The organism is Rhodoferax sp. GW821-FHT07G04 (genome assembly GCF_059418585.1).
In genome coordinates, this window is record NZ_JBWKQD010000006.1 from 216271 (window position 1) to 239852 (window position 23582).

Genomic DNA, 23582 nt, shown 5'->3' on the forward strand with positions numbered 1-23582 from the left:
AAAGCCCCTACAATTTAAAACGAACGACCGTTCTATTTTGAATGTTCAACCATCTACCCTGAGGAATGCAAGCATGACCGCCCAATACCAAGTCCATGGTGACGTCGCCATCATTACCCTCGACAACCCGCCCGTCAACGGCCTGGGTCTGTCCACCCGCCAAGGTATCGCTGACGGCATGGCCAAGGCCAATGCGGATGCGGCGGTCAAGTCCATCATCATCACGGGCGCAGGCAAGGCCTTCTCGGGTGGTGCGGACATCAAGGAGTTCGGCAAGCCTACGGCCCTGCAAGAGCCCAACCTGATCAGCGTGATCAGCGTGCTGGAAAACTCCGCCAAGCCCGTCATTGCAGCCATCCACACCGTGGCCATGGGCGGTGGTCTGGAGCTGGCTTTGGGTTGCCACTACCGCATCGCGGCACCCGGCACCAGTGTGGCCCTGCCAGAAGTCAAGCTGGGTCTGCTGCCCGGTGCTGGCGGCACGCAGCGTCTGCCCCGCGTGCTGGGCGTAGAGGCTGCACTGAACATCATCGTCAGCGGCGAACCCATCAAGAGCGAAATGCTGGCCATGTTGCCCGGCCAAAAGCTGTTCGACAAGATGGCAACGTCTGCCGAAAGCCTGGCCGAAGAAGCGCTGGCTTACGCCCGCTCCGTGGCCGATGTGCGCCCATTGCCCCTGGTGCGCGACCTGAAGTGCAAACACCCCCAAGGCGATGCCTACTTCCAGTTTGCCCGAAACATGGTCAACGGCATGTCCAAGAACTTCCCAGCGCCCGCCAAGTGTGTGGACGCGGTCGAAGCGGCTACCAAGAAGAAGTTTGACGAAGGCATGGCGGTTGAGCGCGAGATCTTCATCAACCTGATGTGGACGGCAGAAAGCAAGTCTTTGCGCCACCTCTTCCTGGCTGAGCGTGCTGCGTCCAAGATCCCCGATGTGCCATCCGACACACCGCAGCGCGAGATCAAATCCATCGCTGTCATCGGCGCTGGCACCATGGGTGGCGGCATTGCGATGAACTTCCTGAACGCGGGCATCCCCGTCAAGATGCTGGAAATGAAGCAAGAAGCGCTGGACCGTGGCGTGGCCACCATCCGCAAGAATTACGAAGCCCAGGTCAAGAAGGGCAAGCTCAAGCAGGACAAATACGACCAGCGCATGAGCCTGCTCTCCACCACGCTGAGCTACGACGACCTGACCGGCACCGACATGGTCATCGAAGCCGTGTTTGAAGAAATCGGCGTCAAGGAAGCCGTGTTCAAGGAACTGGACCGCGTCATGAAGCCCGGCGCCATTCTGGCCTCCAACACCTCCACGCTGGACGTGGACAAGATTGCTTCCTTCACCAAGCGTCCGCAAGACGTGGTCGGCCTGCATTTCTTCAGCCCCGCCAACGTCATGAAGCTGCTGGAAGTGGTGCGCGGAAAAGAAACCGCCAAGGACGTCATGGCCACCGTGATGACGGTCGCCAAGAAGATCCGCAAGACGGCAGTTGTGTCCGGCGTGTGCGACGGCTTTATTGGCAACCGCATGATCGAACAGTATGGCCGCCAAGGCGGCTTCTTGTTGGACGAAGGCTGCACCCCAGCCCAGGTCGACAAGGCCATGGAAAAGTTTGGCATGGCCATGGGCCCGTTCCGTATGGGCGACTTGGCTGGCAACGACATTGGCTGGGCCATCCGCAAGCGCCGCTACCAGGAAAAGCCAGACATGAAATACAGCAAGACTGCAGACTTGCTGTGCGAAAAAGGCCGCTTTGGCCAGAAGGTGGGCAAGGGCTGGTACGACTACGTCGAAGGCAAACGCGACGCGGTGCCTAACGCCGAAGTGGTAGCCATGATTGAAGAGCACCGCAAGAGCCTGGGTATCACACCCCGCAAGATTTCGGATGAAGAAATCGTGCAACGCCTGGTGTTCAGCTTGGTCAACGAAGCGGCCCACATTCTGGAAGAAGGCATTGCCAACAAGGCCAGCGACATCGACATCGTCTACATCTTTGGCTACGGCTTCCCCGCACACCGCGGCGGCCCCATGAACTACGCCGACCAGGTGGGCCTGTTCAATGTGGTGCAAGCAATGAACCGCTTTGCGCAGAACCCGCTGGACGATGCCAAATTCTGGAAGCCGGCGCCCCTGTTGGCCAAGCTGGCGGCGGAAGGGAAGTCCTTCAACTAAGAAGGAAGCTGCGTGATCAAAAGGACTCTTTTGGGTGTGTTGGCCATCGTGCTGCTATTGGCAGCCGCGGTGACCATCAACACGCTGCGCAAAGGCTCGCGCCAGATGGAGGTCGCGCCACTGGCTGCAATCTCCGTGGACGAAGCCGGCGCCGCTGCGCGTCTGGGCGAGGCGGTGCGCTTGCGCACCATTTCGTCGCGGGATGACGCTGCGCTGAATGCCGAGCAGTTCAAGCAATTCCACGCCTTGCTGGAAGCCAAGTTCCCCAAGGTCCACGCCGCGCTCAAGCGCGAAGTGATCGCCGATCTCAGCCTGCTCTACACCTGGGAAGGCAGCAACCCCAAGGCAGAACCCATCCTGTTCCTGGCCCACCAGGACGTGGTGCCTATCGCACCGGGTACGGAGGGCGATTGGCAGGTGCCGCCTTTCTCGGGTGAGGTCAAGGACGGCTTTGTGTGGGGCCGCGGCTCCTGGGACGACAAGGGCAACCTGATGTCCCAACTGGAGGCTGTGGAGATGCTGCTGGCTTCCGGCTACAAGCCGGAGCGCACCGTGTACTTTGCTTTTGGTGCCGACGAAGAAGTCAGCGGCCTGCGCGGAGCATCCAAGATCGCTGCCGTGCTGACCGAGCGCAAGGTGCACCTGGGCTTTGTCATCGACGAAGGTCTGCTGGTACTCGAAGGAGTGATGCCTGGCGTTGCCAAGCCCACTGCCTTGATCGGGGTCGCCGAGAAGGGCTATATGTCTGTGGTGCTGAAGATGTCGGCCACGCCAGGCCACTCGTCGGTGCCACCGAAGAAGGGGACCAGCGCCATCGCCATGATGAGCGCCGCCTTGAAGCGTCTGGACGACGAGCAACTGCCCGGTGGCTTGCGCGGTGTGGCCGGTGAGATGTTTGACACCATGGCACCCGAGATGGGTGGCTTCTCCCGCGTAGCCCTGTCCAACCTGTGGCTGTTTGGCCCGTTGGTGCAAAAGCAGTTGGAAGCAACGCCCAGCACCAACGCCATGATGCGTACCACCACGGCACTGACCATCGTCAACGCGGGCAACAAGGAAAACGTGTTGCCCGGGCGGGCCGAGGCCACGGTCAATTTCCGCATACTGCCCGGTGACACCAAGGAGCAAGTGCTGGACCATGTGCGCGACCAAGTGACGCAGGCGGTGGGGGGCGCAGACAAGTTTGAACTGTTTGCGCTGCCCGGCGCGGTAAATGCGTCCAAGGTAGCGCCTACGGATTCGGCCCAGTACAAGCTGCTGAACAAGACCGTGCGCGAGGTGTTCCCGGATGCGCTGGTGTCTCCTGGCCTGATGGTGGCGGCGACTGACTCCATCCACTACGGCGCCATCAGTGACCACATCTTCAAGTTCTCGCCCATACGCGCCAATGCGGAAGACCTCAAGCGGTTCCATGGCACCAACGAACGCCTGGCCAGCAAGAACTACGCAGATGCGATCCGTTTTTACCACCGACTGCTGAGCGAAGCCGCCAAGGCCGCACAGCCCTGATCAATCCCCATTTTTTTGATGAAGAAGAGGAATCCAACATGACTTCCGCAGTGATCGTATCGACCGCCCGCACACCCTTGGCCAAGAGCTGGAAGGGTTCCTTCAACATGACGCATGGCGCCACGCTGGGTGGCCACGCTGTGGAGCATGCCATCCAGCGCGCCGGCATTGACGCAGGCGAGGTGGACGACGTCATCATGGGCTGCGCCACACCCGAGGGTGCTACCGGCTCCAACATCGCGCGCCAGATCGCGCTGCGCGCCGGTTGCCCCGTCACCGTGTCGGGCATGACCATCAACCGCTTCTGCTCATCCGGCCTGCAAACCATTGCGACCGCGGCCCAGCGCATCATCGCCAACGAAGGCGACATCTATGTGGCCGGCGGCGTGGAAGCCATCTCCTGCGTGCAGCAAGAGATGAACCTGCACATGATCACCGACCCCTGGCTGGTCAAGAACAAGCCCGAGATTTACTGGAACATGCTGCAGACGGCCGAAAACGTGGCCAAGCGCTACAACATCAGCCGCGAAGCCATGGACGAATACGGTGCAGCCAGCCAGCAAAAGGCTGCTGCTGCCTTGGAAAAAGGCTTGTTCAAGGACGAGATCGCCCCCATTACCGTGACCATGGGCGTGGCCGACAAGGTCATGGGCTTGATGACCAAGCAGGTCACTGTCAGCGATGACGAAGGCATTCGCGCCGGCACCACGTATGACGGCATCAAGGGCCTGCGCTCCGCCGTTCCCGGCGGCTTGGTGTCTGCCGGCAATGCCAGCCAGTTCTCCGACGGCGGCGGTGCGGTTGTTGTCATGCACGAAAAGCTCGCCGAGCAAAAGGGCTTGAAACCCCTGGGCCGTTTCCTGGGCTTTGCCGTGGCCGGCTGCGAGCCGGACGAAATGGGCATTGGCCCCGTGTTCGCCATCCCCAAGGTCTTGAAGCGTCTGGGTCTGTCGGTCAGTGATATCGACCTGTGGGAACTGAACGAAGCCTTCGCTGTGCAGGTGATCTACTGCCGCGACAAGCTGGGCATTCCCGCCGACAAACTCAACGTCAACGGCGGCGCCATCGCCGTGGGCCACCCCTACGGTGTCAGCGGCCAGCGCCTGACCGGCCACGCCCTGATCGAAGGCAAACGCCGCGGCGCCAAGCGCGTCTGTGTGACCATGTGTATTGGTGGCGGCATGGGCGCTGCCGGGGTTTTTGAAGTGCTGTAAGCCCAGCATTCGATCTCTAGGCATCTGCCCCTGGCGTTTCGGCGCCAGGGGCATTTTTTTGCTCGGTACGCGCGCGCACAGACTGGGCGGTGAAAGTGTGATGCTATTGGAAACGTAGCGGTCTAAATAGAGTGGACGAGGGCTAGCGGCCTTTTTTTCATATGGGTATGCCGCAGAAAGCCACCAAAGAGCCGTTCCGGGTGCTGAGCACAAAGGTGAGGAGTAGGGCGCTGCTGCCGTGTGCGCCTAACTTTACGCTTGCGTAACACAGCGGTGCGAAGACTTTGGTGTAATTCAACGCAATGTCCCATGGCTTCCCGAATGCCTGCTTATGAACCCACCCTCCACCTACCAGAACCATCCCGCATTGCGGCACCATGCCTTTCCGACAGCCGCTTGCCGCCAGTCGGGCCTTGCCAAACCGGCGGTGATCACAGGGGTCTTGATGTTGGCTGCGGCCGCTGCCTGGTGGGCGTGGTCTTCCAGGGGGAGTGCTGACGGCACCGGCGCGGCAGGTGACCCCGCCCGTGCCGCCAGCGCACCCGCATCCGGTGGACGTGGCGGTGGTGGTGGCGGAGGAGGAGGGCGTTTTGGTGGCGGTGCCAACCGCAAACAGCCCATCAGCGTGGCTGCGGTACGCAAGCAGGATGTGCGGGTCAGCGTCAGCGCCATTGGCAATATCACCGCTGCGAACACTGCCGTGGTGCGCGCCAAAGTCAGCGGCGAGCTGAAGGCCATTTACTTTAAGGAAGGTCAGACCGTCAAAGCCGGCGCCGTGTTGGCCGAGATTGATCCGCGGCCTTACCAGATTGCCCTGGCCCAGGCCCAGGGCACGCTGACGCGGGACCAGGCGCAACTGGCCAACGCCAAGATCGACCTGGCCCGCTACCGCGACCTGCTGGCCAAGGACGCGGCCCCCAAGCAGCAGACTGACACCCAGCAAGCGCTGGTGGCCCAACTGGAGGGTACGGTGATGAGCGACCAGGCGCAGGTCGACAACGCCAAGCTGCAACTCTCGTACACGCGCGTGGTGGCCCCCATCTCGGGCCTGGTCGGTCTGAAGCAGGTGGACCTTGGCAACAATGTGCAGCCCAGCGACGCCAACGGCCTGCTCAGCATTGCGCAGACGCGCCCGGTCAATGTGGTGTTCTCGGTGCCGGACGTGCAGTTGCCATTGATCTTGCGGCAATTGAAGGCCGACAAAGGCCTGCCAGTGGAGGCTTGGGACCGCGACCAAAAGAACAAGCTGGCCGACGGCAAGCTGGCCAGCACTGACAACGCGATCGATAGCGCCACGGGCACGATCAAACTCAAGGCCCAGTTCGCCAATGCCAAGGACGAGTTGTTCCCCAACCAGTTTGTCAACGTGCGCCTGCAGGTGGACAACATCGAGGACACGTTGGCCGTGCCCAGTGCTGCCGTGTTGCGAGGTGCACAGGGCACCTATGTGTACCTGGTGAATGCGGATAGCACCGTCACCGTGCGCCGCGTGCGCGCGGGTGCCAACGACGGCGATTGGGTCAGTGTGCAGGGCGATTTGAAAGCCGGTGACCAGGTTGTTACCGACGGTGCCGACCGCCTGCGCGAAGGCGCCCAGGTCGAGGTCGTAGTGCCTTCCGCTGGCGCGCGCGGCGAGGGCGGTGGCCGCCGCCGCAACGGTGGCGGTGCCAGTGCCGATGCACCAGCCGGCAGCGCTTCCGGCGCAGCTTCGGCGTCCGAGCATGGTGGTAAGCGCCGCGCGGCCTCCAGCGCTGGCGAAGACACAGCAGCCAAGGGGCCGGCTGCCGCATCCGCAACCGCTGCACCTAACGCGCCTTCGGCCGCCGCCGCAGAAGACCCTCCGTGGATGAGCCGCTTGCCGCCCGAAATGGCGGCCAAGGTCCGCGCCATGAGTCCCGACGAGCGCGCCGCCTGGATACAGAAGCGGCGTGAGGAGCGGGCCAAGGCCGCTGGCAATAATTAACCCACTGACGGCTCTGCCCCCATGAACCCGTCACGCATCTTTATCGAACGCCCGATTGCCACATCGTTGATGATGCTGGCCATCCTGCTGTCGGGCCTGCTGGCTTACCGGCTGCTGCCGCTGTCGGCCTTGCCCGAGGTGGACTACCCCACGATCCAGGTCACGGCCCTGTACCCCGGTGCCAGCCCGGACGTGGTGGCCTCCAGCATCACCGCGCCCATGGAGCGCCAGTTCGGCCAGATGCCGGGCCTGGAGCAGATGTCGTCCACCAGCTCCGGTGGCGCATCGGTCATCACGCTGCGGTTTGCGCTGTCCCTGTCGCTGGACGTGGCCGAGCAAGAGGTGCAGGCCGCCATCAATGCCGGCGGTAACCTGCTGCCTAGCGACATGCCCATGCCGCCCACTTACAGCAAGGTCAACCCGGCCGATGCGCCGGTCATGACCATTGCCATCACTTCGCCGTCGTTGCCGGTGATCCGCGTGCACGATCTGGTCGAGAGCCGCCTGGCGCAGAAGATCTCGCAGGTGCCGGGTGTCGGACTGGTGTCGATTGCCGGTGGGCGCCGACCGGCCGTGCGCATACAGGCCAATCCCAAGGCCCTGGCGGCGTTGGGCATGTCGTTGGAAGACGTGCGCTCGGCCATTGGCAGCGCCAATGTGAATCAGGCCAAGGGCAGCTTTGACGGCGCCGCTCGCGCATCGACCATTGATGCCAATGACCAGTTGAAGGCGGCCGCTGATTACAACAACCTGGTCATCGCCTTCAAGGCCGGCAAGCCGGTGCGCCTGCGCGATGTCGCCAACATTGTGGACGATGCGGAAAACCTGCGCCTGGCCGCCTGGGCGGATCTGTCGCCCGGCGTGATCCTGAACGTGCAGCGCCAGCCCGGCGCCAATGTGATCGAGACCGTGAACCGCGTCAAGGCCTTGCTGCCGCAGTTGCAGGCCAGCCTGCCCGCGTCCATCGATGTGCGTGTATTGAGCGACCGCACGGTGACCATACGCGCCTCCGTCGACGACGTGGAGGTGGAGTTGCTGTTGGCCATTGCGCTGGTGGTGGCGGTGATCTTTGTGTTCCTGCGCAGTGTGTCGGCCACGCTGATCCCCGCAGTGGCGGTGCCCCTGTCCCTGGTTGGCACCTTTGGTGTGATGTACCTGGCGGGCTTTTCCATCAACAACCTGACGCTGATGGCGCTGACCATCTCCACCGGCTTTGTGGTGGACGACGCTATTGTGATGATCGAGAACATCGCCCGCTATGTGGAGGCGGGCGAGGCGCCGCTGGCCGCCGCTTTCAAAGGCTCCAAGCAGATTGGTTTCACCATCATCTCGCTGACCATCTCGCTGATCGCGGTGTTGATACCGCTGCTGTTCATGGGTGATGTGGTGGGGCGCCTGTTCCACGAATTTGCGATCACGCTGGCCGTGTCCATTCTGATCTCGGCCTTTGTGTCGCTGACGCTGACGCCCATGATGTGCGCCCGTCTGCTCAAGCACACGCCCGAGGAAAGCCATGGCCGCCTGTACCAGACGGTGGGCAAAACCTTTGACAGGACGATTGCTGAATACGGCCGCATGCTGAACTGGGTGCTGGACCGGCAAGCGCTGACACTGATCGTGTTTGCTGTGACGCTGGTGTTGACCGGGCTGCTGTACCTGGTGGTGCCCAAGGGCTTCTTCCCCGTGCAAGACACGGGCCAGATACAGGCCATCACCGAGGTCTCGCAATCCACATCCTTCGCCGCTATGGCCCAGCACCAGCAGGCGCTGGCCGAGGCCATTCTGAAAGACCCGGCGGTGGAGTCGCTGTCGTCCTTCATCGGGGTGGACGGTGCCAACGCGACCCTGAACGCCGGGCGCATGCTGATCAGCCTCAAGCCGCTGGATGTGCGCCGCCTGTCGGCCAGCGATGTGATACGCCGGCTCTCTAGCGTCACCGACAACATGCCCGGTATTTCGCTCTACATGCAGCCGGTGCAGGATTTGACGATTGAGGACCGCATCTCCAAGACGCAGTACCAGTTCACGCTCAGTTCACCGGACCAGGCCGAGCTATCGAAGGCTACGGCGCGCCTGCTGGAGCGCCTGCGGGCCTTGCCCCAACTGTCCGACGTGGCCAGCGACCTGCAAAACGAAGGTTTGCAGGCCTATGTGGACATTGACCGCGACGCGGCAGGGCGCTTTGGCGTCAGTGTGGCGGCGATTGATTCCGCGCTGTACAACGCCTTTGGCCAGCGCCTGATCTCCACGATCTTTACGCAGTCCAACCAGTACCGCGTGGTGCTGGAGGTGGACCCGCAGTTCAAGAAGGGCATAGAAGGCGTGGGCAGCTTGTATGTGCCGGGCACAGGCGGCGTGCAGGTGCCGCTGTCGTCCGTGGCCACGGTGACCGAGCGGGCTGCGCCGTTGGCGGTCAATCACGTGGCGCAGTTTCCGGCTAGCACCATTTCGTTCAACTTGCCACCTGGTGTGTCGCTGGGTGAAGCCGTCAGCGCCATCAAGGCCGAAGAGAAACAGCTGGCCTTGCCCGCCAGTGTAGAGACCAGCTTCCAGGGTGCGGCGCTGGCCTTCCAGGCCTCGCTGACCAACACCTTGTTGTTGATATTGGCGGCGGTCATCACCATGTACATCGTGCTGGGTGTGCTGTACGAGAGCTATATCCACCCGCTGACCATTCTGTCCACGCTGCCATCCGCAGGCCTGGGTGCGTTGCTGGCCCTGCTGGCCTTTCGGTTGGACATGGGCGTCATTGCCATCATCGGCATCGTGCTGTTGATCGGTATCGTGAAGAAGAACGCCATCATGATGATCGACTTCGCGCTGGACGCGCAGCGCGAGGAGGGCATGGCGCCGCGCGATGCCATCTACCAGGCCTGCCTGTTGCGCTTCCGCCCCATCTTGATGACGACGCTGGCCGCACTGTTTGGCGCGTTGCCCCTAATGCTGGGTGGTGGCATGGGCAGCGAGCTGCGCCACCCACTGGGCGTGGTTATGGTGGGCGGTCTGATCGTCAGCCAGTTGCTGACGCTGTTCACGACACCGGTTATCTACCTGGGTTTTGTCAGGTTGGCCGACCGTTTCCGCCGCAAGGGCGACGGTAAACCCGATACGGCCCCAACCGGCAGTGAGGCATGAACCTGTCCGCTCCGTTCATCCACCGACCGGTAGCCACCACGCTGCTGTCGATTGGCCTGGCGTTGGCGGGCGCCATTGCATTCTCTTTGCTGCCCATTGCGCCCCTGCCGCAGGTGGACTTTCCCACGATATCAGTATCGGCCTCTTTACCTGGTGCCAGCCCCGATACCATGGCCGCAACCGTGGCCACGCCGCTGGAGCGCGCGCTGGGCAGCATCGCCGGTGTCAACGAGATCACGTCGTCGTCGTCGCTGGGCAGTTCGCGCATCACGCTGCAGTTTGATCTGAACCGCGATATCGACGGCGCTGCACGCGATGTGCAGGCCGCCATCAATGCGGCCCGCTCCATGCTGCCGACCGGCATGCCCAGCAACCCGACCTACCGCAGGGTCAACCCGGCCGACGCGCCGGTCATGATCATTGCGCTGACATCGGACACGCTGACGCGCGGCCAGATGTACGACGCGGCAAGCACGGTGCTGGCGCAGCGCCTGTCGCAGGTGGAAGGTATTGGCCAGGTGACGATAGGCGGTGGTGCCTTGCCCGCTGTGCGTATCGAGCTGGACCCGAATCGCCTGGCCGCCAATGGCATTGCCTTGGACAGCATACGGGCGGCGGTGACCGGTACCAACGCCAACCGGCCCAAGGGTTCGGTCGAAGACGAGCGCCGCTACTGGCAGATTGGTGCCAATGACCAGGCGCGCACAGCGGCTGACTTTGCGCCACTCGTTGTCAGCTTCCGCAGTGGCGCTGCCGTGCGCCTGCGCGATGTGGCCGAGGTCGTCGATTCGGTGCAGGACGTGCGCAACTATGGCACTTCCAACGGCCGGCCGGCCGTGCTGCTGATACTGACCAAAGCGCCGGGTGCCAACATCATCGAGGCCGTGGACCGGGTGCGTGCATTGCTGCCGCAACTGAGCGCTTCCATCCCCGCCGCCATCAACACCGAGGTGGTGATGGACCGCACGCCCACGATTCGGGCCTCCATCAAAGAAGTCGAGCGTGCACTGCTGATCTCGTTTGGCCTGGTCATCGTGGTGGTCTATGCCTTCTTGCGCAGCGTGCGCGCGGCGCTGTTGCCCAGCGTGGCCGTGCCCTTGTCGCTGGCCGGCACCTTTGGGGCCATGTATTTGATCGGCTACAGCGTGGACAACTTGTCGCTGATGGCGATGACGGTGGCCACCGGCTTTGTGGTGGACGACGCCATCGTGGTGCTGGAAAACATCACCCGCCACATGGAGCATGGCAAGTCGCCACTGCAGGCGGCGCTGGCCGGTGCGCGCGAGATTGGTTTTACCGTGGTGTCCATCAGCCTGTCCTTGATCGCGGCCTTCATTCCCATCCTGTTCATGGGCGGCATCATCGGGCGGTTGTTTCGCGAATTCTCGGTCGTGCTGTCGGTGGCCATTTTGGTGTCTATGCTGGTGTCGTTGACCACCACGCCGATGATGGCGGCCCTGCTGCTGCGCCCGCGGGTGGTGGACAAGACGCCGGGCCGCTTCGCCCGGTTGGCTGCGGCTCTCCAGAGCAAGGTGCAGTCTGCTTACCGCCGCAGCCTGCGCTGGACGCTGCGCCACCAGCCGGTCGCCTTGTTGGCGCTGGCCGCAGTCATAGGGGTCAATGTCTACCTCTACACGGCCATCCCCAAGGGCTTCTTTCCGCAGCAGGACACCGGGCGCCTGGGTGGCAACGTGCAGGCCGACCAGGGCATCTCGTTCCAGGCCATGCAGAAGAAACTGGACAACTTCATGGCCGTGGTGCAGGCCGACCCGGCGGTGGATACGGTCACCGGCTTTACCGGTGGCGGCCAGCGCAACACGGCCAATATGTTTATCTCGCTCAAACCCCTGGGTGAGCGCAAGGAATCGGCCGACCAGGTGATAGCGCGTCTGCGGGTCAAGCTCAGCCATGAGCCGGGTGCCAATCTGTTTCTCAACGCCCAGCAGGACATCCGCATCGGCGGGCGCCAGGCCAATGCGCAATACCAGTACACGCTGCAGGCCGATGACCTGAATGACCTGCGCACCTGGGAGCCGCGCATCCGCCAGCGGCTGGCCGAACTCCCCGAGCTGGCCGACGTCAACAGCGACCAGCAGGACAAGGGCGTGCAGACATCCCTGGTCATAGACCGGGACGCCGTGGCCCGCCTGGGCTTGACCATGAGCACGATTGACAACACACTGAACAACGCCTTTGGCCAGCGCCAGGTGGGCGTCATCTACAACCCGTTGAACCAGTACCGCGTGGTCATGGAGTTGGCGCCCAGCTACCTGCAAAGCCCCGATGGCCTGAAGAATCTGTTTTTCACATCCAACACCGGTGGCCAGATACCCCTGTCGGCCTTTGCCCGCATAGAGCCCACGACCACGCCGCTGGCCGTGAACCACCAGAGCGGCACACCAGCATCCACCATCAGCTTCAACCTGCCCGAGGGTGTATCGCTGTCGCAAGCCACCGAGGCGGTGAACAGCGCCGTGCTGGGCCTGGGCGTTCCGGTATCCGTGCGGGGGCGCTTCCAGGGTGCGGCCAATGCCTTTCAGTCGTCACTGGGCAGCCAGCCGCTGCTGATACTGGCCGCCATCATTGCCATCTACCTGGTGTTGGGCATGCTGTACGAGAGCCTGATCCACCCCATCACCATCCTGTCCACACTGCCGTCTGCGGGTGTGGGGGCCCTGCTGGCGCTGATGATGTTCAACACCCAGTTCACCATCATTGCCTTCATTGGTGTGGTGCTGTTGATCGGCATCGTCAAAAAGAACGCCATCATGATGATCGACTTCGCCATTGCCCGCCAAAGCGCGGCCCAGCAGCACGGCCGCACGCTGGGCGCCGGTGCGGCCATCTACCGCGCTTGCCAGTTGCGCGTGCGCCCCATCTTGATGACGACGATGGCGGCCATCTTTGGTGCCATTCCATTGGCACTGGGCACGGGTGACGGCGCCGAGTTGCGCCAACCGCTGGGCATTGCCATTGTGGGTGGACTGGTGCTGAGCCAGTTGCTGACGCTGTACACCACACCGGTGGTCTTTGTCTGCATGGACCGCCTGCGCCGGCGCAAACGCAAAGCTGCCACTGCACAGCCAGCCCCCCATTCCACACCTGATGGTGCGCCCAACCTTGCCTGAGCCCTTGACGAACATGTTTGCCTTCTCACTGCCACCTTTGTCGAAGCCCCGGTTGGTGCACTGGGTCTGCCTATCTGCCTTGCCCATGGTCTTGCTGGTGTCCGGCTGCGCGGTCACCGCGGTAGACCCACCTGCGCCCGCAGCGGCCCCGGCCCAATTCAAGGAGACCGGCTTGTGGCAACGTGCGGCAGGCGTGCAAGCGGCTACCGTACCCGATGACTGGTGGAAGCTCTTCAATGACCCGGTGCTGGATGCGCTGGAGGGGCAACTGGTGCTGGGCAACGAAAACCTCAAGGCGGCAATCGCCCAGGTGGCGCAGGCCCGTGCCAGCCTGGACGCCAGCCGCGCAGCACAATGGCCCACGCTGGGGGCAGGGCTGTCTGCCACGCGCAGCGTCAGCCCCAGCGGTGCGTCCACCAGCAACCCCAATGCCAACACGGGGCCGAATGACAGCGTCAGCCTGAGCGCCAATGCCAGCTGGGAGATTGATCTGTGGGGTCGTTTGGCTCAGGCCAGCAGCGCCAGTGAGGCCCGCTTGCAAGCCAGTGTGGACGACCTGGCGGCCGCTCGGCTGTCGGCCCAGGCGCTGCTGGCGCAGAGCTACTTCTCCATGCGCACCTTCGAGGCCCAACAGGCCTTGTACGAGCGCAATCTGGCCGCCTATACCCGCTCACTGAGCTTGACACAGGCGCGGTATGACGCAGGCGTGGTGGGCCGCACCGATGTGCTGCAGGCCCAGACCCAGCTCAAGACCGCCCAGGCCCAATTGGCCGAGGCCGTGGCGCAACGCGCGCAGATGGAGCATGCCATTGCCGTGCTGCTGGGGCAGGCGCCATCCGTTTTCTCCATCGCCCGTACCGCTGCATTGCCAGACACGCCTGCCGTGCCGGTGCTGCTGCCCAGCACTTTGCTGCAACGTCGGCCCGATATTGCTGCGGCGGAGCGGCGCGTGGCCGCCGCCTATGCGCAAATCGGTGCGGCGGATGCGGCTTTCTTTCCGTCGCTAACCTTGTCAGCCGGCGCGGGTTACCGCGGTTCCAGCCTTGCGGATCTGATCAGCGCGCCCAACTTGTTCTGGTCGATCGGCCCGTCACTGGCGCAAGGTATTCTGGATGGTGGTGCGCGCCGCGCCGCCAGCGCCCAAGCCCGCGCCAGTGCGGACCAGGCCACAGCCACCTACCGGCAAACGGTGTTGACCGCTTTGCAGGAAGTGGAAGACAATCTGGCCTTGGCAGACCAACTGCAGGGTGCCGCGCAATTGCAGCGCGAGGCCTTGGCCCTGGCGCAGACCAATCTGAGCATTACGACCGAGCAATACCGCGAAGGCACGGTCAGCTACCTGAACGTGGTGTCGGCGCAGACCGCGGCATTGAGCAGCGAGTTGAGCCTGCTGTCGGTGCGTAGCCGCGAGCTCAATGCCGTCAACCAACTGCTGAAGAATATTGCCGGGCGCTGGCAGCAGTAGGCCTTGACACCGGGCTTGCGTGGGCTGGGGCTATAAACTCGCGCCATTTCACTCAAAAAGCCCCAGGCCCATGACGCTGAGCGCAGACTCCTACGAAATCACGACAGACACCGCACGCATGGATGTGCCGGCCATCCATGCCTTCCTGTCGCAAACCTACTGGTCGCCGGGCATTCCGCTGGCGCTGGTGCAGCGCGCGGTGGACCATTCGCTGTGCTTTGGTGTGTTGCATGGCACCCAGCAGGTGGGCTTTGCGCGCGTCATCACCGACAGGGCCACGTTCGCCTACCTGGCCGATGTCTACGTGCTGGACGCGCACCGCGGCAAAGGCCTGTCACGGCGCATCATGGATGCTGTGGTCGCCCACCCGGAACTGCAAGGCCTGCGCCGCATGCTGCTGGCCACGCGCGATGCCCATGGCTTGTATGCCCAGTACGGCTTCAAGCCCCTTGCTGCACCGGACCGCATGATGGAAGTGCACAAGCCCAATGCCTATGCGCAGCCAGGTGCATAACCCAGAGGTATCAATGTCGTATGTTTCCTTGTGGGGCCACGGCCAGTTCCGCCGGATATTTGCGTCCACCACCAGTTTTACGTTGGGCACGCAGATCTACCAGTTGGGCATGCCGCTGATCCTGTATGAACTGACGCGCTCGGCCGCCGCCATGACCACGATGCGGGCCGTGGAGTTGCTGCCCAATCTCTTGCTGGCCATGTTCATCGGCGTGTGGGTGGACCGCATAGACCGCGGGCGCTGGGCGCGCCTGGCCATTGCCGGCATGGTGGTATTGATGGGAGCCCAGGCTCTGATGCTGCACCAGGGCGCTGCGGCCCTGCCATTCTTCTTTGTGACAGCCTTTGTGCTGATGACGCTGAACTACCTGTATGCCATCTGCCGCATGGGCATGTTGAAGGAAATCTTGCCAGCCGAACTGCTGCTGCCCGCCACTGCGCAACTGACCGTTGTTGGCCAGGTGTTTGCCGTGCTCGGTCCCGCAATGGCCGGTGGCTTGATGGCGTGGAAGCTGGAGCTGGGTCTGTGGCTGCCGATGCTGGCCATGCTGTTGTCGGCCTGGTTGCTGCGCGATCTGCGGCTGCAGCAGCGCGTGCAAAACCCCGGTAGTTTTTGGGCCGAATGGCGCGCCGGCTGGCGTGTGCTGGTGGACAACCGCCCGCTGTGGCACATGGCTTGGCTGGTGGTGCTGATCAATGGCAGCCAGGGCGTGGTCGACGTCATCTTTTTGTTCCGCGCGCGGGACCAACTGCAATTGGGTCTGGGCGAGCTGGGATTGCTCTATGGCCTGGCTGGCATCGGCGGTGTGGTGGGCGGTCTGGTCTGCAGCCGCTTGCGCAAACGCTTTGGCCTGGGCCGCCTGATGGCCATGGAGCTGCTGCTGGAGGCGGCCTGCATAGCTTCGCTGGCTTGGTGCGACAGCCTGCCCTTGCTGTTGCTGGCTCTGGTAGGTGCCAGCTTTGGCAGCGTGGTCGGGAGTGTGTGCATTTGGGGCTACCGCCAGGAGAGCACCGCCAGCCAGTACATAGGCCGCATATCGGGCCTGACCGGCTCCATCTTCAAGCTGCTGATGCCGGCCACGCTGGTGCTGTCGGGTGTGATGACGGCCAGCTTGCCACTGGCCTGGCTGCTGAGTGCCTGCGCTGGCGCCCATTTGTTGACGGTGCTGGGTACGCGGGTGTCGGCGGTGTACCGTATTCCCTGATTTCTCCATTCGGAAGGTGACCATGAAAACTCTGCAATCGATTGCGGTCTGCGCCCTGCTAGCAGCCTGCGCCAGCGCCCCGGTGCCACCACCAGAGTCCGGCAGCAAACCTGTGGAGGCCACGGTAGCGCGGCCAGCGCTTGACCTGGCTCAGACCTATGCCGAATTGCGCGCGGCCGGCGGTCGCGTGTTCACGCTGAACCCCAAGGCCTCCACACTGCGCATGTATGGCTTCCGCGCCGGCAAGGCGGCCAAGTTTGGCCACAACCATGTCTTGTCGGCGCCCGAGTTCCAGGGGTTTTTTAGCTTGGCGCCAGAGGGCCCTGGGGCCTCGCGCTTTGACCTGGCGTTCCGCCTGGACCAATTGGCGCTGGACGACCCCGAGCACCGTGCCGCGCTGGGGCCGGCCTTTGCCTCTGCCATCTCGGCCGAAGACCGGGCCAGCACCCGCAACAACATGCTGGGCGACAACAACTTCCAGGCGGCGCGCTTTCCAGAATTGCGCATCCGGTCGCTGCAGATCGTGGGTGAGGTACCCAAGTTCGCCGCCAAAATCGCCGTGGAACTGCACGGCCAGACGCGCGAGATGTGGGTGCCGCTGACCGTCACCGGCCTGCCTGAGCACCTGGGCGTGCAGGGCGCGCTGGTGCTGCGGCAATCCGACTTTGGCATCAAGTCCTTCTCGGTGTTTGGCGGCATACTCGCCGTCCACGACGAAATCGTTGTCGAATTCACGCTATCTGGAGACGCGCCATGAGCGCCCCAGCCCCAGAGTACCTGGACCTGGACACCTGGCACCGCCGGTCTGCCTTTGACTTTTTCCGCGGGTTTGACATCCCCAGCTTCAGCCTTTGTGCGCGGCTGGATGTGGCGCTACTGAAGCAGGCCGTCAAGGACCTGGGCGTGGGCAGCCTGTCGCTGGCCTACCACTTCATTGCCATACGGTTGGCCAATGAGGTTGCGCCGTTCCGCTACCGGCTGGAGGGCGATCGCGTGCGCGTGCACGCGGCTGTGGATGGCAGCACCACCGTGCTGCGCGACGACGATTCCTTCGGTTTTGCCACGCTGGAGCACAACCGCGACTACGCGGCCTTTTGCGCGCAAGGCGGGCATGCGCTGGCGAACGGCCGCCTGCACAACGCGCCCTTCGAGCCCAACAAGCACGAGACCGCAGCCGTGCACATGACAACCTTGCCCTGGGTGCACTTCAGCAGCTACTCGAACGCACGCCAATGGGGGCCGAATGACTCCATCCCCAAGATCGCCTTCGGCCGCATCGACGCCGACGGCCCCCGCCAATGGATGCCGCTGTCGGTGGAGGTGCACCACGCGCTGATGGACGGTCTGCACGTGGGCCGGTTCTTTGAGGGCTTTGAAGCCGCCTTGTTGGCGCCCGAGGTGTGGTTGCAGGGTGCCGGAGCAGGAAAAGTCCGCCAGGTGGAATAGGCTGTGCTATTGTTTTTATAGCTACTTACCTATATCCGACGAGGGCTAAGGCCCAATTTTATTCGTAGGCAGTTGCAAGTTACCTGAATTGGGTATTTTTTTGACTCTGCTGCAGCTCGGTCACCGTGTTGATGTTGCGAAACGCCGCTTCGTCGGCAAACTGCACCTCGGCCACGCGCAGGCTGGCGTACCAGGCTTCGAACCGGCGGCCACCGCCTTGCAAATACTGGTTCAGATGCGGTAACAGTGATGCCTGAACCAGGCAGAACACCGGGTGCGGCTGGCGTGCGGCGCCTGTGCCCGTCACCGCCACGGCGACTTCGGCCTCTTGCGCGTGCAAAGCCTGCGCCAGGCGCACTACCAAATCATGGGGCAAAAACGGGGAGTCGCAGGGCGCTGTCACCAGGTAGGGCGTCTCGCAGTGCAGCAGCCCGGTTTGCAGCCCGGCCAGCGGCCCGGCGAAGCCGGACATGGCGTCGGGCCAGACTGGCACGCCCAGCGCGGCATAGGCGTCCAGGTTCTGGTTGGCGTTGACCAGTACGCGGCCCACCTGGGCCTGCAAGCGCTGCAACACATGCTGCACCATGGGCTGGCCGTCCAACAGCGTCAGGCCCTTGTCCACGCCGCCCATGCGGCTGCCGCGCCCGCCTGCGAGTATCAGTCCGGTGATGCCGTCCATGCTGAAGGGTCCGTGGGCTTAAGCCTGGGCTGCCGCGTCAACGGCCTGCCGGGCCCAGGTCAGCATCTGCTGTGGGTCGTCAAACAACTCTTCGGGGGCCGAGAAGTATTTGCGTACCTGGACGAGCTTTGTCTTGGTGGAATAGGAAAACGCCTTGGCACCGCGTTTCTCAAAGTCGGGGCGTGTTGCATCGCTGACCCGAAAGTACAGCGTATTGCCCATGACCATGGCGAACTGCCGCCCCCGGTACTTGAGGGCGTGGCCCCCAAAGAATTTGCCGTCGCTCAAGGGGCCCAGGGGCGCCAGTAGTTCGCGGACGAAGTGGACGAATTCGGTGCTTGCGCTCATGGGGGAGTCTCTGGTTCAGAACATGCCGTTGGTGTGGGCCGATTCTGCTGGAACGACCTGCAGCACGTCCCAGTGTTCGACGATTTTGCCGTTGTCGTCAAAGCGGAAGATGTCTATGCCGGCCCAGTCCTTGTTGGCGTCAGTGGGCCACTCCTGGTAGCAGTGCAGCACCACCAGATCGCCCTGGGCCACGCAGCGCTTGAAGTGCACGCGCTTGCCAGGGTAATCCCTGGCCATGCGCTCGAAGTAGTCAATGAAAGCCTGCTTGCCGTCGGCCACATGGGGGTTGTGCTGGATGTAGTGGTCGCCGGCATAGAGGGCTATGGCTTTGGCGGGCTGGCAGTCGTTGAACATCAGCTCGTAAAACGCTTTGGCGTTGTGGGTGTTGCGGGCCAGCGCGTCGGTCATGGTGGGTGCTCCGGTGTGTGTGCAGCCGGCAAGTATGCAGCAGGTGTGGATTCCCTTCTAGTCGCCTTCGACCCAGACCAGGCCGCGACCGGGGCTGTAGACATAGCGCATGTCGGTGCCCGCGGCCTTGCCGTCGTCGACCACCCAATGAAACTGCAGCGAGTGCGGCGCGCCCCAGTAGGAGAAATCCAGCTTCTCGATCGTCAAGGTGATGGTGCGCCGCAAGGTGCCGCCGTTGCACTGGACGTCAAACACCCGCGTTTCACCGTCGCTCCACAAGCCCAATGGGAACTTCACCTCGTCGACACAGTCTCGGCCATAACGGGAGTCGAATACGCGCCCCAATCCGTCGCTGCGGGACGAGAGCGTAAACAATTGCTTCTTGCCTTGGTTGTTGCGCTCATAGACCTGCAGCGTTTCACCGGTGCTCGGCCGCGTCCAGGGCATAGGGCCGGCTATGGTCTTTCGTCCACCATTGCCGAACGCAAGCCGAGCCGGGTTCATTTTGAGCTCGTGGCTGCCATCCCATTCGGCGCCGGTCCACAGTTCCACAGGGATGAATCGTTGTGCGCCGGTGGTGGCTGATGATGTCGTGGCGGGGGCGGTTGTGCCGGCGGTATCGTCTTGTGCGCGGGCCGCTGCCACCAGGAAGAGGGCAATGAGCCATCCGCAGACACAGCGCTTGACGAACATGGGGCGCTCCTCCATGGGTGGGTCACCTTGGCTACTTGTCAGCCTGGCCCCAGCGGGCCCTGATCTTGGCCAGGCTGCCATTGCGCTCCAGCCTGGCAAAGGCCTCTTCCAGCCGCTTGGTGTTGGCGGCATCGAAGCGCCGACTCACGCCGAAGAAGACCGGGTCGCTGGCCAGCAAAAACGGGTGTATGGCCAAGTCCTTGAAATCCGGGTTGTTTTTCAATTGGTAGGCCACGTAGTTTTCGTCTTCAAAAAACCCTAGCGTGTGGCCGCCGGCCAGCATCTTGCCCATGACCGCACCCTTGACCACGTACTCGAAGGCCAGCGCGAACTGCGGGTCGGACTTGAGGCGGGCGTCAAACTCTTCGGAGTATTTGGCATCGCGCTGGATGCCGAATAACTGGCCGGTCTTGCGCGCGGCGCTGGCCAGATCGTCCAGCGACTCGATCTTCAGATCGAGATGTTGGCGGCGTACCACCAGCACGCGTTTGGACATGCGCTCGGGGCCGAAGAACTGCATGAAGACCTCGCGGTCCGGCGTGCGGGTCAGGTTCATCATCAAATGGAGTTCGCCGCCCTGCATGGAGGCCAGCGCGCGGGACCAGGGCAGGTCGCTGAACTCGGGCTCCAGTCCCGCCTCGCGGACCACGGCCTCGGCGAGTTCCACATCCAGGCCGCGCCAATGGCCGTCTTGCTGGAAGTAGTTGGGCGCAAACTCGGTGACCCGTATGCGAATCTTGTCGGCCGCCAGGCAATAGCCCGACGCGAGGGCGAGTGTTAGGGCGAGGCTCAGCAGTTTGGGCATTGCTTGGAGTCCTGAATCACGGGTTTGCCGTTCCAACCCCCGTGATTCTGCACGCTCTATCCGCGCGCGCGCCGCAATTATTTTTTACAGGCACCGGCTTGCACCGGTACCAATCTCAGGGAATGCCTAGTTCACCATCACCAGCTTGCCCATGACGCCGCGCGAGCCCATGTGGGCGTAGGCGGCCTTGAGCTCATTCATGGGCATGGTGCGGTCGATGACGGGCTTGATTTTGCCCTGGCCGTACCACTGGGCCAGCTCGCCCATCATCGCGGCGTTGGCCTTGGGTTCCTTCTTCGCAAAGTCGCCCCAGAACACGCCGACGATGGACGCGCCTTTGAGCAGCGCCAGGTTGAAGGGCAGCGCGGGAATGGGGCCGGAGGCGAACCCCACCACCAGGTAACGGCCGCGCCAGGCAATGGAGCGGAAGGCCGGTTCGGCAAAGTCGCCACCCACGGGGTCGTAAATCACGTCCGGGCCCTTGCCGTTGGTCAGCGCCTTCAGTGCATCGCGCAGGTTTTCGGTTGTGTAGTTGATGGTCGCGTCGGCACCGATCTTCTTGCACAGGTCGCATTTCTCTTGTGTGGAGGCGGCTGCAATGACCTTGGCGCCCATGGCCTTGGCGATCTGGATGGCCGACGTGCCCACGCCGCCAGCGGCGCCCAGCACCAGCACGGTTTCGCCGGCCTTCAATTGGGCGCGGTCCACCAGCGCGTGGTAGGAGGTGGCGTAGATCATGATGAAGGCTGCGGCATCCACCATCGGGAAGCCGGGGGGCAAGGGCATGCACAGTGCTGCGGGGGCGATGGTGTGGGTGCCAAAGCCGCCAGTGCCGCTGAGGCAGGCCACGGCTTGGCCGACCTTGAGGTGGGTCACGCCTTCACCCACGGCCTGCACGATGCCGGCGTATTCCGAACCCGGCACAAAGGGCAGGGCGGGCTTCATCTGGTACTTGTTTTGCACGATCAGGATATCGGGGAAGTTCAGGCTGGCGGCCTTGATCTCCAGCAGCACCTCACCCGCCTTGGGCGCGGGTGTGGGCAGTTCTTTCCAGTTCAGGGCGTCGATACCGGTGGGGTTTTCGCAAAGCCAGGCGTGCATAAATCGGTTCCTCATCTATTGGGGACGGGCTGTCCCACGGGTTGTCCATGTCTCGGCGGATGATAGGCCCCAGGCCTTGCAAAAAATGTCTCTGGGGCGACGCGGCCCGGTTACATGGGGTGTTCTTTGTGGCCCCCTACAATGGTCCTTCAACCCCCCAAGATGTATGAAAATTCTCATTTCCAATGACGATGGATACCTGGCCCCTGGCCTGATGGCGCTGTACGAGGCGTTGAAGGATGTGGGCGAGGTAGAGGTGGTCGCACCCGAGCAGAACAACAGCGCCAAATCCAATGCGCTGACCCTGCATTCGCCGCTCTACGTGCACAAGGCCAGCAACGGTTTTCGCTATGTGAATGGCACGCCTGCCGACTGCGTGCACATTGCCCTGACCGGCCTGCTGGACTACCGGCCCGACCTGGTCGTTTCAGGCATCAACAATGGCGCCAATATGGGGGACGACACCATTTACTCCGGCACCGTGGGCGCGGCCATGGAGGGGTTCTTGTTCGGCATCCCGGCCATTGCCTTCTCGCAGGTAGAAAAAGACTGGCACCATCTGGACAGTGCCGCGCGCAAGGTGCGTGAGCTGGTGCAGTCCATGCAGCACAACCAGTTGATCACCGATTCCCCGTTTTTGCTGAATGTGAACATCCCCAATCTGCCCTATGAGCAGATCCGCGGCACCAAGCTGTGCCGCCTGGGCAAGCGCCACGCTGCGGAAAAAGTCATCCAGCAAAAGAGCCCGCGCGGCGAGACCATGTACTGGATAGGCGCGGCCGGCCCTGTGAAGGACGATGCCGAGGGCACGGATTTCCACGCCACGGCCCAGGGCCATGTGTCTATCACGCCGCTGAAGATCGATCTGACCGACCACGACAACCTGGGTTATTGGGCCCAGACGGCGGCACGTCTGGGAAGTTTTGGGGGAGGTGTTGGCGCACCATGAAACAACGCCCCTCGTTCCCCGCCCGGCTGGACACCACGCTGGCCAAGAACCGGCCCAGTGCCCATGGTGTACCCACGCCACCGGTGGTGCCCGTGGCCACGCCAACCATGCCCAAGACGGCAACAAGCCTGCCGCCGGGCAAAAAGCCAGTGCCCAAGCCCGCCGTAGCCGCGCCGCAAGGCCATGGCATGGAATCCAGCGCCGTGCGCGCCCGCATGGTGCAAAAGCTGGCAGCCGGGGGCATCAGCGATGCCCATGTGCTGGCCGCGATGGGAACGATTGAGCGTCACCGCTTTGTGGACAGCGCGCTGATCAACCAGGCCTATGAAGACACCAGCTTGCCGATTGGCCTGGGCCAGACCATCTCCAAGCCCGGTGTGGTGTCGCGTATGCTGGAGCTGCTGCGCAACGGCAACAGCGGCAAGCTGGGCCGGGTGCTGGAGATCGGCACCGGCTGCGGTTACCAGGCGGCGGTCTTGAGCTGCCTGGCCACCGAGGTCTACAGCATCGAGCGCCTGCGCGGTCTGCATGACCGCGCGCGTGACAATTTGCGCCACTTGCGCCTGGCCAATCTGCACCTTTTGTTCGGTGATGGTATGGTGGGCTATCCCAAAGGGGCGCCCTACGCTGCCATCATCGCCGCGGCCGGGGGTGAGGCCGTGCCCCAGGCCTGGGTGGATCAGTTGGCGGTCGGAGGGCGTCTGGTGGCGCCTGTGGTCACGGTGGGCGCGCCGGGTTCGGCTGGCGGGGCACAGGCCTTGCTTGTGCTGGACAAAACGGCGCAGGGTGTGCGGCAGACCCTTTTGGAAGCTGTGCATTTTGTCCCCCTAAAATCAGGTGTTGCTTGA

19 protein-coding genes are annotated in these 23582 nt (G+C 63.1%); 13 read left to right on the forward strand and 6 right to left on the reverse strand.

What is annotated here, in order from left to right; translation table 11 throughout:
• Positions 1–73 precede the first annotated feature (73 nt).
• From AC07OO_RS23820 to AC07OO_RS23870, 11 genes are all read left to right on the forward strand, one after another.
• Entirely contained in the window at positions 74–2173 is a 2100-nt protein-coding gene (locus AC07OO_RS23820; protein WP_495084648.1) for a 3-hydroxyacyl-CoA dehydrogenase NAD-binding domain-containing protein, read from the forward strand.
• A gap of 12 nt (positions 2174–2185) precedes the next feature.
• Positions 2186–3682 carry a M20 family peptidase gene (locus tag AC07OO_RS23825; protein WP_495084649.1) on the forward strand — a complete coding sequence of 499 codons (1497 nt, stop codon included), beginning with the start codon at positions 2186–2188 and terminating at the stop codon, positions 3680–3682.
• Between the two features lie 38 nt (positions 3683–3720).
• The gene (locus AC07OO_RS23830; protein WP_495084650.1) at positions 3721–4896 is read left to right on the forward strand and encodes an acetyl-CoA C-acyltransferase; all 1176 of its coding nucleotides are present in this window, start codon (positions 3721–3723) and stop codon (positions 4894–4896) included.
• A 331-nt stretch (positions 4897–5227) separates the two neighbouring features.
• Positions 5228–6859, forward strand: a complete 1632-nt coding sequence (locus tag AC07OO_RS23835) for an MdtA/MuxA family multidrug efflux RND transporter periplasmic adaptor subunit (protein WP_495084651.1) — start codon at positions 5228–5230, stop codon at positions 6857–6859.
• Between the two features lie 21 nt (positions 6860–6880).
• Positions 6881–9994, forward strand: a complete 3114-nt coding sequence (locus AC07OO_RS23840) for an MdtB/MuxB family multidrug efflux RND transporter permease subunit (RefSeq protein ID WP_495084652.1) — start codon at positions 6881–6883, stop codon at positions 9992–9994.
• Positions 9991–13122, forward strand: coding sequence for a multidrug efflux RND transporter permease subunit (locus tag AC07OO_RS23845; RefSeq protein WP_495084653.1), 3132 nt, complete (start codon positions 9991–9993; stop codon positions 13120–13122). The genes AC07OO_RS23840 and AC07OO_RS23845 overlap by 4 nt, the downstream gene beginning before the upstream one ends.
• An 85-nt stretch (positions 13123–13207) precedes the next feature.
• A complete protein-coding gene (locus tag AC07OO_RS23850) occupies positions 13208–14587 on the forward strand; it encodes an efflux transporter outer membrane subunit (RefSeq protein ID WP_495084728.1) in 1380 nt (459 codons plus the stop codon).
• 70 nt (positions 14588–14657) lie between these two features.
• Positions 14658–15101, forward strand: coding sequence for a GNAT family N-acetyltransferase (locus AC07OO_RS23855; protein ID WP_495084654.1), 444 nt, complete (start codon positions 14658–14660; stop codon positions 15099–15101).
• 13 nt (positions 15102–15114) lie between these two features.
• Positions 15115–16305: an MFS transporter gene (locus AC07OO_RS23860; RefSeq protein WP_495084655.1), complete on the forward strand. Its 1191-nt coding sequence runs from the start codon at positions 15115–15117 to the stop codon at positions 16303–16305.
• Between the two features lie 22 nt (positions 16306–16327).
• The gene (locus tag AC07OO_RS23865; RefSeq protein ID WP_495084656.1) at positions 16328–17062 is read left to right on the forward strand and encodes a YceI family protein; all 735 of its coding nucleotides are present in this window, start codon (positions 16328–16330) and stop codon (positions 17060–17062) included.
• Positions 17059–17751: a CatA-like O-acetyltransferase gene (locus AC07OO_RS23870; RefSeq protein WP_495084657.1), complete on the forward strand. Its 693-nt coding sequence runs from the start codon at positions 17059–17061 to the stop codon at positions 17749–17751. The genes AC07OO_RS23865 and AC07OO_RS23870 overlap by 4 nt, the downstream gene beginning before the upstream one ends.
• Positions 17752–17830: 79 nt before the next feature.
• Here the strand turns inward: AC07OO_RS23870 and mobA are convergent, their stop codons facing one another.
• The 6 genes from mobA to AC07OO_RS23900 form a co-directional block, all read right to left on the reverse strand.
• Complete coding sequence (mobA, locus tag AC07OO_RS23875) at positions 17831–18430, reverse strand: molybdenum cofactor guanylyltransferase MobA (RefSeq protein ID WP_495084658.1); 600 nt, start codon at positions 18428–18430, stop codon at positions 17831–17833.
• Positions 18431–18448: 18 nt separating this feature from the next.
• The gene (locus AC07OO_RS23880; RefSeq protein ID WP_495084659.1) at positions 18449–18778 is read right to left on the reverse strand and encodes a TfoX/Sxy family protein; all 330 of its coding nucleotides are present in this window, start codon (positions 18776–18778) and stop codon (positions 18449–18451) included.
• Between the two features lie 15 nt (positions 18779–18793).
• Positions 18794–19186: a nuclear transport factor 2 family protein gene (locus AC07OO_RS23885; protein ID WP_495084660.1), complete on the reverse strand. Its 393-nt coding sequence runs from the start codon at positions 19184–19186 to the stop codon at positions 18794–18796.
• Positions 19187–19243: 57 nt separating this feature from the next.
• Positions 19244–19879 (reverse strand): hypothetical protein, encoded by a 636-nt coding sequence (locus AC07OO_RS23890; protein ID WP_495084661.1) that lies wholly within the window; start codon positions 19877–19879, stop codon positions 19244–19246.
• Positions 19880–19910: 31 nt separating this feature from the next.
• A complete protein-coding gene (locus AC07OO_RS23895) occupies positions 19911–20684 on the reverse strand; it encodes a substrate-binding periplasmic protein (RefSeq protein ID WP_495084662.1) in 774 nt (257 codons plus the stop codon).
• Positions 20685–20810: 126 nt separating this feature from the next.
• Entirely contained in the window at positions 20811–21785 is a 975-nt protein-coding gene (locus AC07OO_RS23900; RefSeq protein WP_495084663.1) for an NADPH:quinone oxidoreductase family protein, read from the reverse strand.
• Positions 21786–21951: 166 nt separating this feature from the next.
• Between AC07OO_RS23900 and surE the strand changes: the two genes are divergently transcribed.
• Positions 21952–22734 (forward strand): 5'/3'-nucleotidase SurE, encoded by a 783-nt coding sequence (gene surE, locus AC07OO_RS23905; protein ID WP_495084664.1) that lies wholly within the window; start codon positions 21952–21954, stop codon positions 22732–22734.
• Entirely contained in the window at positions 22731–23582 is an 852-nt protein-coding gene (locus tag AC07OO_RS23910; RefSeq protein ID WP_495084665.1) for a protein-L-isoaspartate(D-aspartate) O-methyltransferase, read from the forward strand. Before surE ends, AC07OO_RS23910 begins: the two co-directional genes overlap by 4 nt.